The organism is Rufibacter sp. XAAS-G3-1 (genome assembly GCF_013623775.1).
Lineage (GTDB): Bacteria > Bacteroidota > Bacteroidia > Cytophagales > Hymenobacteraceae > Nibribacter.
This window is the reverse complement of record NZ_JABFAM010000012.1, coordinates 1-15,192: the sequence shown is the minus strand read 5'-3', so window position 1 is coordinate 15,192 and position 15,192 is coordinate 1. Positions and strand designations below refer to the sequence as shown.

Genomic DNA, 15,192 nt, shown 5'->3' with positions numbered 1-15,192 from the left:
TGTTTTCTGCAAAACAGCCCCTTTTCATGGATTGATTTCCCTTGCTCGCGTCCCCTCACCCATTCTCCAGAAGAATGGCACAATTCTGCAGACTCGCCTCATCCCAAGTCATGAGGCAGCAGTCTCGCGCCAGTTGTTTCTAAACCTGTGAGGTCTCTAAGACCTCACAGGTTTTCGCGTTTAGGGCTATTTTACGGAAAACGGGCTTGAAACAGACTGAGGCCGCAGGTAGCCCACACTCGCGGGACATGAGCGAGGGTTCTGTTTTCTAGCTATTTTAACAAAAAGAGGCTGTTTTGTAGAAAAGAACCTCTTTTCGTTTATCCCTTACCTATCCAGCAGCAAGCCTATTCCCAGCAACAGCACGAAGCACAAGGTGGAGAGGGACAGTTGCTTTAAAAGCGGATCTAGCTCAGCGGGGGTTTGCCTGCGTTTCACTTCGCGGCCGTTGTAAAGGAGTAAAGGCATTGAACCCAAGAAAAGCCAGGGCCAGAGGGTGGCATTCTCGCGCACCACCACAAAAAGAGCGGTACACACCATGCCCGCCAGCAACAGCACCCAATGATACCGCCGCGCCCGTAACGCCCCCAACCGCACCGGCACCGACCGCTTGCCCGCCAACTCATCTGACTTAATGTCCCGGATGTTGTTCACGTTCAAGACCGCCGCCGAAAAGAAACCGAGGCTGGAAGCGGGGAGTAATAATTCTGAGAAAATCCGTTCGGTTTGCAGGAAATACGTGCCTAAGACCCCTACCCAGCCAAAGAAAAAGAACACCGAGATGTCGCCTAATCCGGCGTAGCCGTACGGTTTCCCGCCGTTGGTGTAGCTAATGGCCGCCCAGATAGCCCCAATCCCCAGAAGCAGAAAAAACAGGAACAAGTAAAGTCCCGAAGCACCCAGCGCCACCCACAGCAGCCCTATCCCTGAAACCAGCGAAAACAGACTGAACACAAGGATGGCCGTCCGCATCTGCCCCGGGGAGATCTGCCCGGCCTGGACGGCCCGCTGCGGGCCTTCGCGGTGCTGGCTGTCGGCCCCGTGTTTGGTGTCGCCGTAGTCATTGGCCAGGTTGGAGAGAATCTGGAGGAACAGCGTGGTCAGGACGCACAGCAGCAAGACCGGCCAGCGGGAAAGATGGTCGGCCGCGGCCAGAAAACCGCCCATTCCAATGCAAGACAAGGCCAGCGGCAGCGTCCTCAACCTGAAAGCAGACACCCACGTGCCCGCCGACGGCCGTTTTGGTCGCGTTTTTCCTAAATCCACTTAAAAACGCTTAGCTGTTGATGTCACGCAGCAACTCCTCGCTTAAAGGAGACACTTTGGAAGGGTAGAATTTAAGTAGTTTGCCGTCTTCACTGATGAGGTACTTGCAGAAATTCCAGGACGGGGCGTTGGTGTTGCTGCCGTTGGCCTCTTTGCTGGTCAGCCATTTGTACATGGGCTGCTGCTCGGCGCCAATCACAGAGCCTTTCTGGAACAGCGGGAACGTCACCCCAAAGTTCTTCTGGCAGAACTGCGCAATCTCTTCGTTGCTGCCCTTTTCCTGCCCCCCGAAATCGTTGGCCGGAAAGCCCAGCACCACTACTTTGTCGCCGTGCAGTCTGTGCAGTTTCTCCAGGTCGGCGTACTGCGGCGTGAAACCGCACTCAGAGGCTACGTTCACAATCAGCATTTTCTTGCCTTTGTATTGCTGCAGGTTGGCATCTTTCCCGTCAATGGTCTTCAACGGAATATCATAGAGCGAGGAAGCGGTAGTTGCTGTGTTCATGGTAGAGGAAGTTGGGGTCTCTTGCGAAGTGGTAGGCGGCGTGGAGCAGGCAACCAGCAAGGACAGAGAGAACATGGTTAAAACTTGTAGCATACTAGTCATCATTATTATTTCTTTAACCGCGCTTTTTAAAATATGTTCTGTGACGAGCGGTCTATTACGAAGGAGAATTGCTTGTTTTAGGGCTATTTTCACAAAAGTGGCTCTAAAACGCCTATCGCCCTTTTTCCCCGGCCTTCTTTACACAAGAGCATAAAAGTAACGGTAGCCCTAGCAAAGAGAACCCTCGCTCGCGTCCCGCGGGTGTGGGCATTACTTTTAAATGATTACTGAATCAACTAAGTAGCAGGACAGCAGTTTAAACTATCAAGTTTGTCCTCCTGCAAGGATCTTGGCCGCGAACGGCAACGGCATATTTATTCACCGCCTTTCCGGTTGGGCCCAAGATCCTTTCAGGAAGACAAAAAAGAGAAGAAGATACAGTCATTTCCACCCAATTACTTAATTCTTGCCTTTCAACATTTTCCCGTTTTCAGCGTGGTTTTCTAAAAGTAGGCCATAAACGTCTGCCAGACAAGTTTACATTCTTTCTGGTACGGCAATACCTAACAAACTCATGCTGTGCTTAATGGTCTTCGCCACCTGGGCAGACAAGGCAATCCGGAAACTTAGTTTCTTTGCATTGGGCTCCTGAAAAATAGGCACCTCGGTGTAGAAACGGTTGTAGGCTTTAGCCATATCAAAAGCATACTGCGCTATGATGGAAGGAGCATAGTTCTTCGCCGCATCGGCAATGGTGGTATCAGCGTAATTCAACAGCACCAGCACCTCGCGTTCGGTTTCATGCAGATTAGTCACTCCTTCAAATGCCGCAGCATCTGAGGCAATACTCAAGTCAGCCGCTTTACGTTGAATGGCAGCAATGCGGGCATGCGTGTACTGGATAAATGGACCAGTATTGCCATGAAATTCGATGGACTCCTCGGGGTTGAAGAGCATCCGTTTCTTGGGGTCTACCTTGAGCAGGAAGTACTTGAGCGCACCCATGGCCAGGGTGTGGTACAAGGTTTGCGCCTCCTCCGGCGTGAAGCCTTCAATTTTGCCTAGTTCATCGGTTTTCTGGCGGGCGGTGTCAATCATCTCCTGCACCAGTTCATCGGCGTCTACCACGGTGCCCTCGCGGGATTTCATTTTGCCGCTGGGCAGGTCTACCATGCCGTAAGAAAGGTGGTAAATGCCGTTGGCGTAGGGTTTGCCCAGTTTCTTCAGAATGGCTTTGAGTACCTGGAAATGGTAGTTCTGCTCATCGGCCACCACGTACACGCTCTGGTCATAGTGGAAATCCTGGTACTTCAGTTCGGCGGTGCCGAGGTCTTGGGTGATGTACACCGAGGTTCCATCGGCGCGGAGCACCAATTTCTCGTCCAGGCCTTCCTCGGTGAGGTCAATCCACACAGATCCGTCCTCTTTTCTGAAAAACACGCCTCTTTCCAGGCCTTCCTCTACGCGGTCTTTGCCTAGTAAATAGGTACCGGATTCGTAGTAGAACTTATCGAAATCAACGCCGATGTTTCTATAGGTTTCATGGAAGCCTTCGTACACCCAGCCGTTCATCTTCTCCCAGAGGGCGATGGTTTCGGGGTCGTGCTGCTCCCATTTCTGCAGCATTTCCTGGGTTTCCAGCATGAGCGGCGCCTGCTTTTTGGCCTGTTCTTTGTCCATGCCCTGCGCTACCAACTGGTCAATTTCCTGTTTGTAGGCCTTGTCAAAGGCCACGTAGTACTTGCCCACCAGGTGGTCGCCTTTGATACCGGCACTCTGCGGGGTTTCACCCTGCCCGAATTTCTCATAGGCAATCATAGACTTGCAGATATGAATGCCGCGGTCGTTGACCAGATTGGCTTTTACTACGTCATGTCCGGCGGCTTTCAGAATCTCGGCCACGGAGTAGCCCAGGAAGTTATTTCTTAAGTGGCCCAGGTGCAGCGGCTTGTTGGTGTTGGGCGAAGAATACTCCACCACCACTTTCTGTTTTGGGCCTGTTTTGGACAAATCAGCCCCTAAACCCGACACCTGATCCGCGAACTGCTGCAACCAGACTGTGTCTTTGATTTCGATGTTCAGAAATCCTTTGACCACGTTGAAACCGGCTACCTCTGGCGCCTGTTGCGCCAACGCCTCGCCCAAGGCCTGCCCAATCTGCTCGGGGCCTTTGCCCAGCGCTTTGGTCAACGGAAAGGTCACGAAGGTGAAGGTACCGGCAAACTCCTTGCGGGTAGGTTGCAGGTTGATTTGGTCAGCGGGAAGGGTATGTTGGAATGTGTCTAGCAGCGCGGTACTGATGGCCTGCGCAATCTGAGTTTCTAATTGTTTCATAGTCTATTAAGCGGTAGCCGCTGCGGAACGGGCTTCCTGGTTCAGCCGGGTTTCAATGGTCTGGGTGGTGTTCTCTAATATCTCAAAGGCATTCTGGGCCATGGTGTTTTCCGCGTCCAGCGTAGGGTTGATCTCCACCATCTCAAAGCAAACCACTTTGGGGTGATTCACCAGATGCTGGCAGAGTTCCTTGGCCTGTTCTACGTTCAGCCCCACTTCCACCGGCGTGCCGGTGCCTTTGGAGAACTTGGAATCCAGGCTGTCTACGTCAAAAGACACGTAAATAATGTCGCAGTCTTTGAGGCGGTGCAGGGCTTCTTCGGCCACTTGCTGGATGCCTTTGGCGATGACCTCGGGATAGGTGAAGTTCTTGATGTTGTGCTTGTCAAACAGATAGACCTCGGGCTTCTCATAGCTGCGGGTCACAATGTAGACAATGTGCTCATGCTTGATCTTCGGCTCTCCCGTGCCTACTCTTTTAAGCGATTCCCAGAAGAAAACCGTTTCGGGCGTGGGTTCGTTGACCTGGCAGTCTTTGTTGTCCTCGCCCAAAGAAACGGCCAAGGGCATGCCGTGCATGTTGCCGGAGGGCGTGGTGTAGGGCGAATGGATATCGGCGTGCGCGTCTACCCAAATCACGCCCAGGGTTTTGTCTGGGTAGGTGGCTTTGATGCCGGCAATGGTGCCGCCCGCGTTGGAGTGGTCACCGGCCAAGACCAACGGGAACATTCCCAGTTCTAATGTCTGTTCTACCGTATGACTTATACGTTTATAGGTCTGCAGAATGCTGTCAATATATTTGGCATGCGGAAAAAGGTTCTTTTCAAACATGACATCATTGAAGTTAGGCACCTCTACCGAGGTAAATCTTTTGAAATAGTCTGACCCTTTGTTCAGACAGGCGATTTTGAGGGCATCTACCCCCAGGCTAGCGCCTCTTTTGCCCGCCCCCAACTCAGATTTCACTTCAATCAGTCTGATTTTTTTCATTTGAAAGAGAACCTAGTTTTTGCAAAGATGGTAAATTACTAACAATTTCGCACGTCATGAGCTTCTCTGAAGCGTTAACAATCTAATGGATAAATACACCGATCTCATTCACCAAACCTTTGACTTCCCCACGGAGGAATTCACCGTACACAATAATGAACTCTATTTCAACGGTATTCCCATGATGGAACTGGTGAAGCAATACGGTACGCCGCTGCGCCTCACCTACCTACCCAAGATATCTTCCCAGATTCAGAAAGCGAAAATCCTCTTCAAGGAGTCTATGCAAAAGCTGGATTACAAGGGAACGTACACGTATTGCTACTGTACTAAGTCCAGCCACTTCTCTTTTGTTTTGGAAGAAGCCCTCAAGAACGATATTCATATTGAGACTTCGTCTTCGTTTGACATGCCTATTATCAAGGCGCTCTATGAGAAAGGCAAAGTAGACAAGAACATTTTTGTGGTGTGCAACGGCTTTAAACGCGAACTGTACCGCAACCACATCACCAGCATGATCAATGACGGGTTCAAGAACATTACCCCCATTCTGGATGACTTGCACGAGATTGACTACTACCAAGGCTATATTGAAGACACCTGCCAGATAGGCATCAGGCTGGCCTCTGACGAGGAGCCGAAGTTCCAGTTCTACACCTCGCGGCTGGGCATCAATTACAACGATGTGGTGGGTTTGTACGAGAGCAAGATCAAGGACAACCCCAAGTTCAAACTCAAGATGCTCCACTACTTCATCAACACGGGCATCAAAGACACGTCGTACTACTGGTCTGAGCTGAGCCGCTTTGTGCACAAATACTGCGAGATGAAAAAGCTGTGCCCAGATTTGGACACCATTGATATTGGCGGCGGTTTCCCCATCAAAACCTCTATTCAGTTCGATTACAACTACCGGTACATGATTGAGGAGATTCTGCGCACCATTCAACGGATCTGTAGAGAGGAAGGCGTGCCGGAGCCCAACATCTTCACCGAGTTCGGGATTTACACCGTGGGCGAAAGCGGCGCGCACGTGTATTCTATTCTGGACACCAAACTGCAGAACGACAAAGAACTGTGGTACATGATTGACGGTTCGTTCATCACCAACCTGCCAGACACCTGGGCGCTGAACCAGCGTTATATTCTCATGGCCCTCAACAACTGGGACAAAGAGTACCAGCGCCTGAACATTGGTGGCCTCACCTGTGACAGCCAGGACTACTATAACTCTGAGATGCACTCGTTCCAGGTGTTTTTGCCCAAGGTAAAAAAAGACCAGCCCGAGCCGCAGTACATCGGGTTCTTCCACACGGGCGCGTACCAGGAAAGCCTCAGTGGTTACGGGGGTGTCAAGCACTGTCTTATTCCGTCGCCGCAGCACGTGATCATTGACCGAGAGGCAGACGGCACCCTGAAATCATGGGTTTTTGCCCCTGAGCAAAACGTAGATTCCATGCTTCAGATTCTAGGATATAAGGATTAAGAAATATTTCACCAAAAGAATAATAATCCTAAACAAAAGCTGTAGATTTGAAGTAAGATATCTTATATGTTGTATTAATAATTATATGAAGAACATTTTCCTACTAGCTTCCATCTGTCTGTTGGGCTTTGCCTCTTGCAAATCGGCTACTTGCCCGGCCTATTCCCAAAAATCTGACCGCTCGGTGGAGTCAAAAGCGATGGCCAAGGCGATGGCGAAAGCTCCTGCAACCAACAGAACGAGCCGCTAACGTTCTTCTGATTTTATATGATCTTATTGAAGCCCCGGAAGATAACTTCCGGGGCTTTCCTTTTTACGCAACATCCAAAGCGAACCCATTCTCACCCACACGCTTGGGCACGAGGGTGACCTGTTTTCAGCCTCTTTTCAGGAAAACATCCCTGAAATGCTTAAGCGGACCGGGGCTGTTTTATAAGCATATCAAGTTTCTGGCCTGGTTTTGAGAAATAAAGAGGAAACCAGAACGCTGCCTGCCTCCTTTTTAAAAAGACAGGCAGTATGAATTGTCCAATTCAAAATAGGCTTATCTGCTAAGGGGTAGGTGCTTGGGCTACAATCCACTGGGCGGCTTCTAACAAATCTGGCTTCTGGTGAACGTGCGTTCCCGTGGCGTGCGGCCCCACTAGAATTCCCGCAATGCCGCATTTGGCGGCGGCCTGTATGTCGCGGGGCTGATCGCCTACGAGCCAACACAACGCCGGATCTACGTTAAATCTGGCCAGCGCCCGTTCCAGCATGAGGCTGTCTGGTTTTCTGGCAAGCGACTCAGAAACCGAGGGGTGGCCCGGTGCCATATACAGGGCATCCAGCACGTAACCGCAGGCGGCTTGCAGTTTCTCATGGCAGGCCAGTACGTCTTGTTTGGTGTACAATCCTTTGGTAATACCCGCCTGGTTGGTGACCACAATCAACAGATAGCCGTTTTGCTTGAGGATTTCCAGGGCCTGCGGCACCCCGGCGCACACCTCAAACTCTGCGGGGCGCCAGGTATAGTCGCCCCGCTCCACATTCAGGACGCCGTCCCGATCCAGGAAAACCGCTTTTCTCTTTGCGTGCTGTTTCTGCTCTTCCATAAAGCCAAAAATAAGGAGAACCCAAATGGCTTTCAGCAAACAATTCTGTTTTGGCCCTGTTTTCTCTAAAACAGAGTTTAAACGCTCTGGGCCGCTCTTGCGTACGTTAGGGCAACACATTTCTTCCCCCGCATGCGTGTCGCCATCATAGGAGCAGGTATTTCAGGATTGGCATTGGCTTACTATCTTCAGAAGTTAGGGGTACGCTATGACCTTTTTGAAAGCGAGCCTCAGGCAGGTGGGGTCATCAAAAGTGTACAGCAAGGCGCCTATCAACTGGAACTGGGGCCACATTCGCTGCAACTGAATGAAGAACTGGAAGAGTTGCTGCAGGAGCTGAAGCTGGAAGAGGAAGTGATTCGTCCGGCCACCAAAAGCCAGGATTACTACATCAGGAAAGACGGCGAGTATTACTGTATACCGTCGTCACCGCGGCGTTTGCTGTTGGATTCCTTCTTCCACTGGCGCACCAAACTTAAAATCACGCAGGAATCTACCCTGCCGCCGCAGGAAGTGCCCGAAGAAACCATCAGTCAGTTTTTCCACCGCCGGTTTGGGCAGGAAGTTGTAGACTATCTGGTCAAACCCGTGGTGGCCGGTATTTACGGCGGCGATCCAGATCACCTCTTGCTGGAGAAAACCTTTCCGGCCATAAAGGAAATGGAAACCACGCACGGCTCGGTCTTGAAAGGGATGGATCTACAGTTAGATTGGCCCAAAAAACAAACCTTCTCGCTGTTGAACGGACTAGAGACGCTGCCCGAGGCCATTGCGTCTAAGCTGGTGGCACTGCACGTAGACCACAAGGTGGAGATGATTCATAAGGTGAAGGGCAAGTACATGCTCAGCATTCAGCATGACGTGGAAGGCCTCGCCGACGAGGAGTTTGATGCGGTTGTGATTGCCTTGCCCGCGCACGCCGCCGCTGGGTTGCTGGACTACTGCACCCCGGGCTTGGCTGCGGCCCTGCACAACGTCTCTTACGCGCCCATGACGGTGGTGCATACGGCGTACCGAAAACACGCCGTAGGGTTTCCCTTAGATGGCATTGGCGCCTTGCACCCGCAGCGCGAACAGCCGTTCAGTTCAGGCACCGTCTGGAGCAGTTCGCTGTTCCCCCGCATCTGCCCAGATGACGAAGTTCTGTTTACGTCTTTTGTGGGCGGCAGTCAGGCGGCCGAACACGCCCAGTTGCCCCAAGATGAGATTCTGGTGCGGGTACACGAAGAACTTACCCACAACTACGCCATTGCCGCCAATCTGCCGGTTTTCCAGCATTGCCACCAATGGCCCAAGGCTCTTCCACAGGCAGATATTTTCATCACCGATGTGCACCAACTCCTGGATTTGCTGGCGGAAGACCAGCTGTATGCCTGTACCAATTGGGTAGCAGGCCCCGCTATCCCAGATTGCATCTCCTACGCGAAACAGCTGGCGCAAAAAATATTTTCATTGCGCCCTTCCCTCCTGTAAACCCTTATAGGTTATATTTGGGGGATGAAAGAGTCTGTGGTGGTCATCCCGACCTACAATGAAATCGAAAACATAGAAGCCATTATCCGCAAGGTTCTTTCACTGCCCCACCCCTTTGATCTGCTGATTGTGGATGACAACTCCCCGGACGGCACCGCCCAGGCGGTCATCAGCTTACAGCAGGAATTCCCAGATCGGCTTCATTTAGAGCAGCGCAAAGGCAAACTCGGTTTGGGTACGGCGTACATCCACGGTTTCAAATACGCGCTCCGGAACGGCTACACCTTCATCTTTGAGATGGACGCCGATTTCTCGCACAACCCGAACGACTTGATGCACCTTTACAACGCCTGCGCGGTAGAAGGCTATGACTTATCCATTGGCAGCCGGTACAGCAGCGGGGTGAACGTAGTCAACTGGCCCATGAGCCGGGTGCTCCTCTCCTACTTTGCCAGCCGCTACGTGCGCCTGATCACCGGTATGCCCATCCATGACGCTACCGCCGGTTTCAAATGCTACCACCGGCAGGTGCTGGAAACCATTGATCTGGACAAGATTCGGTTTATCGGGTACGCCTTCCAGATTGAGATGAAGTTTCTGGCCTATAAATTCGGTTTTAAGCTGAAAGAGGTGCCCATCATCTTCACAGACCGCACCAAAGGCCAATCTAAAATGAGCAAAGGCATTATCAGAGAAGCTTTTCTAGGCGTGATTCAGATGAAAGTGAGCAGTTATTTCCGGCAGTTCGTGCGCTAGAACCTGCCTCCCTTTCAGGGGCTTTTTTCTGAAAAACACCCTAATAACGGAAGCGGCCTTCTCCTCTACTTATGGTTTTGCGGTTGTTTAGGCGTATCTTTCATTTTCTATTTTGAGCTAGGGTTCCCCATCTGGGCGAATTGACTGTCTCTCAAAGTGTACTATTTGCATCATAAACCTTCTTAAAGACAGTGAAAACAGATCTCTTATTCTGGGTTGGGTTTAACGCGTTTGTCCTGCTTCTGCTGGCGCTAGACCTATTTGTGTTCCACCGCAAAAGCCACGTGGTGAAAATAAAGGAAGCCCTGCTGTTGAGTGCCTTCTGGATTATGCTTGCCTTGGCGTTCAACGTGGGCATCTATTTCTGGAAAGGCAGCGACCCCGCGCTTGAGTTTTTGACTGCTTACCTCATTGAAAAGTCACTGAGTGTAGACAACCTGTTTGTCTTCATCCTGATTTTCAACTTCTTCCAAGTTCCTGCGGCAGTGCAGCACAAGATTCTGTTCTGGGGGGTGTTGGGTGCCTTGTTCTTTAGGGCCATCTTTATTGTGGTGGGCGTGGCGCTCATTGCCAAGTTCCATTTCATCATTTACATTCTAGGCGGTTTCCTTGTCTTTACCGGCATTAGAATGGCTTTCTCTAAAGGCGATGAGGAAATAGACCCTGAAGCCAACCCTGTGGTAAAATTTGTGGGTCGGTACATACCGGTGACCAAAAAGCTACACGGCGACAAGTTCTTTGTGAAGATTGATAAAACCCGCTTTGCCACGCCGCTGTTTCTGGTGCTGATCATGGTAGAAACCACTGATATCGTATTTGCGGCAGATTCAATCCCGGCCATACTGGCTATCTCCAAAGACCCGTTCATTGTGTACACATCCAATGTATTTGCCTTGTTGGGTTTACGGGCTCTGTACTTTGCCCTGGCTGGTATTATGCAGTTGTTCCATTACCTGCACTACGGTTTGTCACTTATTCTGGTGTTCATTGGGGCCAAGCTGGTGCTCTCAGATGTCTTCCATCTAGACATGCGCATCGCCCTTGGCGTGGTGGCATTCATTCTCGCCACCTCGGTTATCCTTTCCCTGATCTTCCCGAAGAAAGAGAACCCTATAGTTCCTATCCAAGACCCGGAAGAAGGCCCTCTCGCGTAAGATAAGGATGGCTTTGGTTCTGTTTTCAAGCTGTTTTGGGTAAAACAGCTTGAAAACAGAATTTATAAGAGATAAGAACATAGACAGACAAGGCTATAACGTTTTTAGGCTGATTTCTTTAAAACGGCCCAAAAACACATACTAAGGAAGCTTCAAATTTTAGGTTATAAAAAAGGCAGTGTTTCTGAGAAACACTGCCTTTTTTATGGCCTCTTCCTGATCTTAGAAATCCAGCAGATCTATAGGGGCCAGTTCTAGGGTATCCATCATCTGCATTTGCGTGGTATCTGGCTTAGGAATAATAAAATTACCTGCTCTGCCACTGAGGTTCACATACGGAGAAACGCCGGCATGCTCTGACGGGGAGATCCAGCCCTTTTTCAGCATATTGCCACTGATCAATTTAAAGAAATACCTTGGGTAAGCCCGTAAGCCTCCGTAAACATCAAAATAGGTTCTGTACTGCTTTGGTTTAGGGACAATACTGGCCAGGAATAGGCATTCCTCAAAGGTAAGCTGGCTTGGTTCTTTAGAGAAGTAGAAACGGGCAGCTTCTTTTACGCCGTAGACATTGGGCCCCCATTCTATGATGTTCAGGTACACCTCAAACATCCGCTCCTTAGAGGTAAGCCGCAGGTTCTCTATGATCCAGACAATAAGCGCCTCCTCTACTTTTCTGGTGATGGTCTTCTTTCTGGTTAAGAAGGCGTTTTTCACCAATTGCATGGAAACCGTACTTCCGCCCCGCACAAACGAGTTTTCTTTGATGTTGGTGATGAGGGAATGCCGGAAAGCCCCCTCGTGGAAGCCTTTGTGGGTTAGGAAACGAGGATCTTCGGCAGTTAAGATGGCATACTTGAGATAGTCTGGAATTTGGTTGTAAGGTGTGAAGTCAGGATTGGAGGGCCCCACCTTGAACGTTCTTACTACTTTATCCTTCTCATACACGGTATGGGTGAATTCCTGTTTCAGTTTCCGGAGGTCATTCTCCCCGAAATCTGTGATTTGGAAGTTCTGGGCATCTAAATCAGAATCGAACTTCAGACTGTCTACCTGCGCCATATCTACGTAAAAGTTCAGCTTGTACTTAAAGGTGCCGGTTGCTTTTAGCCCCTGAAACGTATCAAATAACCCGGGGGGCAATGAATTGAATAAGTCATTGGCCTGAATCTCTGGTGAATCTACCTTGATCCCGATCTTACGCTTAGGAACAGTTTCATACGTTACCTGCGGGTAGAAAACGGCTTTGTTAATGCGCACTTCAGATTCAGGCTCCAACGCATAATAGTGCTCGCCTAAGGTCAAAACATACTTCATGGCGCCGTTCTGCACCGTTACATTCTCATCTGCAATCTTGGGGTGGTTCAGCACCAATCCATGAGCACTAGATTCGCCTCTGATCGTTAATTGATTGTTCTTGAATTCTTTGTCTGTAATGCTTAGCCTGAGCGTATCAAACCGCATGGTAGCCCCAAACTTCTGCTCAATATAAGGCACTTCAATACTCCCAGACTGATTATCACCGTAGAACTTAGCGGCAAGCAGGTATTTGGCAGGATCTATGACCCCATTCACAAACATGGTATTGGTAACGGCCTCGGTGGTGATGGTCATGCGGGCATCAATCTTCCCGTCTTCCATTAGCAGGGTAGGCAACTTCATGCTAATGGTATGACCATCATTCTTAAACAACACCCCCAGATTTCTGAAGTTTACGCCATCGGGGACATTTTCAAACGCAGTCTCTATCAGCCGGTTCAACAACGTACCATAGTTTGAGTTTTTACCCGCTGAGTCTACAGGTTCACCCGTATCTTTCTTTCTATACAGAAAAGAAAAGTTGTCTGTGCTGTCTTGTCTAAAGGCAGTTATATCTCCATTTGCCACATCAAACTGTTTGAAGACCATTCTCCCCAGAAAGAGCGACCTGAAGCTGACTGTGGCCTCTACCGTGTCAATCTGCATCAGTTTTGGTTGGCCAATAGGCAGTAGCGCTATATCAGTAACTAAGACGGTATTCAGATCCAAAAAGCTAGCCTTGCCAATCTGTAATTTAGCTGGATATTTATTCTCCACCTTTTGGATGACTTTGGCTACGGCAAACTGCAGAATTCTTTCCCGGTTAAACAGGAAAGCGACAAAGCCAATAATTAGTAATGAGGCGAACACCCCTAATCCAATCAGGAACTTCTTCTTATTCCTGACAATAAAATCTGTGAACTTAGACAAGGTGCTTTCTTTGGTTAGTTAACAATGGAGTGCCACGCAAATTTTACTCCAACTTGCAAAAGTAATGCATTCCCTGACACAATAAAATGAGATGTTAAGCAAGTGGTTAAATACGCGGGCGTATACACAAGGTTTAGTAAAAGAAACAAGAAAACCTACCGTATAAGTTCTGGTTGCTAGACGTTCTGATCTTCCTTTATATCTTTGAGTAAAATCTTTCCCTATGACTTTAAATGCCCTTACTGCTATTTCTCCCATTGACGGTAGGTACCGCGGGCAGGTAGCACCACTTGCAGACTTTTTCTCTGAGTTCGCGCTCATCCGTTATCGTGTGTTGGTAGAGGTAGAATACTTTATTTCGCTCTGTGAACTTCCCCTTCCTCAGTTACAAGGCATAGATGCCACTCTCTTCTCTGCTATGCGGAGTATCTATGAAGATTTTTCTTTAGAAGATGCTCAAACCATTAAAGAGACAGAGAAAATCACGAACCATGACGTAAAAGCAGTAGAGTATTTCTTGAAGGATAAGCTGGAGAAGCTAGGAATTGGAGAAAAAAAAGAATTCGTGCATTTCGGCCTTACGTCGCAGGATATAAACAACACCGCTATTCCCATGTCTCTGCAAAGAGCCATTCAAGCCGAATACTTCCCTTATCTCTTCCAGTTACGGGATACGTTAGCCGCACTGGCGGTAGAATGGAAAGAGGTACCCATGCTGGCCCATACCCATGGCCAGCCTGCCTCACCCACTAAACTTGGAAAAGAGATTCAGGTTTTTGTAGAACGCGTAGAACAACAACTTCTTTTATTAGATCAAGTCCCGTTTGCTGGAAAGTTTGGGGGAGCTACCGGTAATTTCAATGCCCATTTTGTGGCTTATCCAGAAATTGACTGGGTAAGTTTCGGGAATACCTTCTTAAAAGAGAAACTGACACTACAGAGAAGCCAGGTAACCACACAAATTGAGCACTATGACCACATGGCCGCTCTCTTTGACAACATTAAAAGGATCAATACTATTTTGATTGATTTTGCCCGAGATATGTGGCAATACATTTCAATGGGATATTTTAAGCAGAAAATCAAGGAAGGAGAGATTGGATCTTCTGCCATGCCGCACAAAGTAAACCCAATAGATTTCGAGAACGCCGAGGGTAACTTAGGAATGGCCAATGCTATCTTAGCGTACCTCTCTGAGAAACTTCCTGTTTCAAGGCTCCAAAGAGATTTAACAGATTCAACTGTTCTTAGAAACATAGGCGTTCCTATGTCACACTCATTGCTTGCTCTCAAGTCTCTGCACAAGGGAATAGGTAAGCTTCAACTGAATAGAGAGGCCTTAAATCAAGATTTAGAAGACAACTGGGCAGTAGTAGCGGAAGCCATCCAGACGGTGTTGCGAAGAGAAGGATATCCGGCTCCTTACGAAGCCTTGAAAGAATTGACCAGAACTAACGAGAAAATAACGGAATCCTCCATCAAGAATTTCATTGATACTCTTGCTATCAAAGACGAGTTGAAAACGGAGTTAAAAGAAATCACGCCATTTACCTTTACTGGTATTCAACTGTTTTAAACGAGCATTCAAACAATTCATAGAAGCTGTTTAGAGCTTTCAGGCTATTTTCATGAAAAAAGGCGGAAAGCGGCGGAGCGAGCGGATATCTGCGGCAGTGCACAGGCAAACCTCCCGCTTCCGGCCCGTTTCCACAGCGGCAGGCCCACAGCCAGCGGGGTGGGCGCTTCCGGGCATAGCGCGCGCTTCGGGGTGGGCGTAAAGGGGCCGGCCCCGCCTCCTTGTCAGGGGCGGGGCCGGCTTGCTGGGGGTTGGCGGCTACCTACTCTCCCGCGTGTGACCGCAGT

The 15,192-nt window shown here is 49.4% G+C and carries 12 protein-coding genes; 6 read left to right on the top strand and 6 right to left on the bottom strand.

Going from position 1 to position 15,192, the window contains the following annotated elements; genetic code table 11:
• Positions 1-327: 327 nt before the first annotated feature.
• The 4 genes from HHO50_RS14460 to HHO50_RS14445 all read right to left on the bottom strand — a co-directional run bounded on the left by HHO50_RS14460 (position 328) and on the right by HHO50_RS14445 (position 5,137).
• A complete protein-coding gene (locus HHO50_RS14460; RefSeq protein ID WP_181306783.1) occupies positions 328-1,266 on the bottom strand; it encodes a 1,4-dihydroxy-2-naphthoate polyprenyltransferase in 939 nt (312 codons plus the stop codon).
• Between the two features lie 10 nt (positions 1,267-1,276).
• Positions 1,277-1,864 (bottom strand): glutathione peroxidase, encoded by a 588-nt coding sequence (locus HHO50_RS14455; RefSeq protein WP_181306782.1) that lies wholly within the window; start codon positions 1,862-1,864, stop codon positions 1,277-1,279.
• 486 nt (positions 1,865-2,350) lie between these two features.
• Complete coding sequence (gene argS / locus HHO50_RS14450) at positions 2,351-4,147, bottom strand: arginine--tRNA ligase (RefSeq protein WP_181306781.1); 1,797 nt, start codon at positions 4,145-4,147, stop codon at positions 2,351-2,353.
• A gap of 6 nt (positions 4,148-4,153) precedes the next feature.
• Complete coding sequence (locus tag HHO50_RS14445) at positions 4,154-5,137, bottom strand: arginase (RefSeq protein ID WP_181306780.1); 984 nt, start codon at positions 5,135-5,137, stop codon at positions 4,154-4,156.
• 85 nt (positions 5,138-5,222) lie between these two features.
• Between HHO50_RS14445 and HHO50_RS14440 the strand changes: the two genes are divergently transcribed.
• Both HHO50_RS14440 and HHO50_RS14435 read left to right on the top strand, forming a co-directional pair.
• Positions 5,223-6,623 (top strand): arginine decarboxylase, encoded by a 1,401-nt coding sequence (locus tag HHO50_RS14440; RefSeq protein WP_181306779.1) that lies wholly within the window; start codon positions 5,223-5,225, stop codon positions 6,621-6,623.
• Positions 6,624-6,708: 85 nt separating this feature from the next.
• Positions 6,709-6,873 carry a hypothetical protein gene (locus HHO50_RS14435; RefSeq protein ID WP_181306778.1) on the top strand — a complete coding sequence of 55 codons (165 nt, stop codon included), beginning with the start codon at positions 6,709-6,711 and terminating at the stop codon, positions 6,871-6,873.
• Positions 6,874-7,174: 301 nt separating this feature from the next.
• On the opposite strand, the gene HHO50_RS14430 is transcribed toward HHO50_RS14435, so the two are convergent.
• Positions 7,175-7,717 (bottom strand): HAD-IIIA family hydrolase, encoded by a 543-nt coding sequence (locus HHO50_RS14430; protein ID WP_181306777.1) that lies wholly within the window; start codon positions 7,715-7,717, stop codon positions 7,175-7,177.
• A 132-nt stretch (positions 7,718-7,849) separates the two neighbouring features.
• Here HHO50_RS14430 and hemG point away from each other — a divergent pair, with 132 nt between their 5' ends.
• From hemG to HHO50_RS14415, 3 genes are all read left to right on the top strand, one after another.
• Positions 7,850-9,190 carry a protoporphyrinogen oxidase gene (gene hemG / locus HHO50_RS14425; RefSeq protein ID WP_181306776.1) on the top strand — a complete coding sequence of 447 codons (1,341 nt, stop codon included), beginning with the start codon at positions 7,850-7,852 and terminating at the stop codon, positions 9,188-9,190.
• A 24-nt stretch (positions 9,191-9,214) separates the two neighbouring features.
• A complete protein-coding gene (locus HHO50_RS14420; protein WP_181306775.1) occupies positions 9,215-9,946 on the top strand; it encodes a polyprenol monophosphomannose synthase in 732 nt (243 codons plus the stop codon).
• A gap of 191 nt (positions 9,947-10,137) precedes the next feature.
• Complete coding sequence (locus tag HHO50_RS14415) at positions 10,138-11,100, top strand: TerC family protein (RefSeq protein ID WP_181306774.1); 963 nt, start codon at positions 10,138-10,140, stop codon at positions 11,098-11,100.
• A gap of 222 nt (positions 11,101-11,322) precedes the next feature.
• On the opposite strand, the gene HHO50_RS14410 is transcribed toward HHO50_RS14415, so the two are convergent.
• A complete protein-coding gene (locus HHO50_RS14410; RefSeq protein WP_181306773.1) occupies positions 11,323-13,329 on the bottom strand; it encodes a biosynthetic peptidoglycan transglycosylase in 2,007 nt (668 codons plus the stop codon).
• A gap of 223 nt (positions 13,330-13,552) precedes the next feature.
• On the opposite strand from HHO50_RS14410, the gene purB reads away from it, so the two are divergent.
• Positions 13,553-14,905 (top strand): adenylosuccinate lyase, encoded by a 1,353-nt coding sequence (gene purB, locus HHO50_RS14405; RefSeq protein ID WP_181306772.1) that lies wholly within the window; start codon positions 13,553-13,555, stop codon positions 14,903-14,905.
• Positions 14,906-15,192: the final 287 nt, after the last annotated feature.

What these genes read in the sequence shown, in the direction of transcription:
- HHO50_RS14455 (WP_181306782.1), bottom strand. Translation starts at nt 1,864, where the DNA reads ATGCTACAAGTTTTAACCATGTTCTCTCTGTCCTTGCTGGTTGCCTGC.
- argS (WP_181306781.1), bottom strand. Translation starts at nt 4,147, where the DNA reads ATGAAACAATTAGAAACTCAGATTGCGCAGGCCATCAGTACCGCGCTG.
- HHO50_RS14445 (WP_181306780.1), bottom strand. Translation starts at nt 5,137, where the DNA reads ATGAAAAAAATCAGACTGATTGAAGTGAAATCTGAGTTGGGGGCGGGC.
- HHO50_RS14440 (WP_181306779.1), top strand. Translation starts at nt 5,223, where the DNA reads ATGGATAAATACACCGATCTCATTCACCAAACCTTTGACTTCCCCACG.
- HHO50_RS14435 (WP_181306778.1), top strand. Translation starts at nt 6,709, where the DNA reads ATGAAGAACATTTTCCTACTAGCTTCCATCTGTCTGTTGGGCTTTGCC.
- HHO50_RS14430 (WP_181306777.1), bottom strand. Translation starts at nt 7,717, where the DNA reads ATGGAAGAGCAGAAACAGCACGCAAAGAGAAAAGCGGTTTTCCTGGAT.
- hemG (WP_181306776.1), top strand. Translation starts at nt 7,850, where the DNA reads ATGCGTGTCGCCATCATAGGAGCAGGTATTTCAGGATTGGCATTGGCT.
- HHO50_RS14420 (WP_181306775.1), top strand. Translation starts at nt 9,215, where the DNA reads ATGAAAGAGTCTGTGGTGGTCATCCCGACCTACAATGAAATCGAAAAC.
- purB (WP_181306772.1), top strand. Translation starts at nt 13,553, where the DNA reads ATGACTTTAAATGCCCTTACTGCTATTTCTCCCATTGACGGTAGGTAC.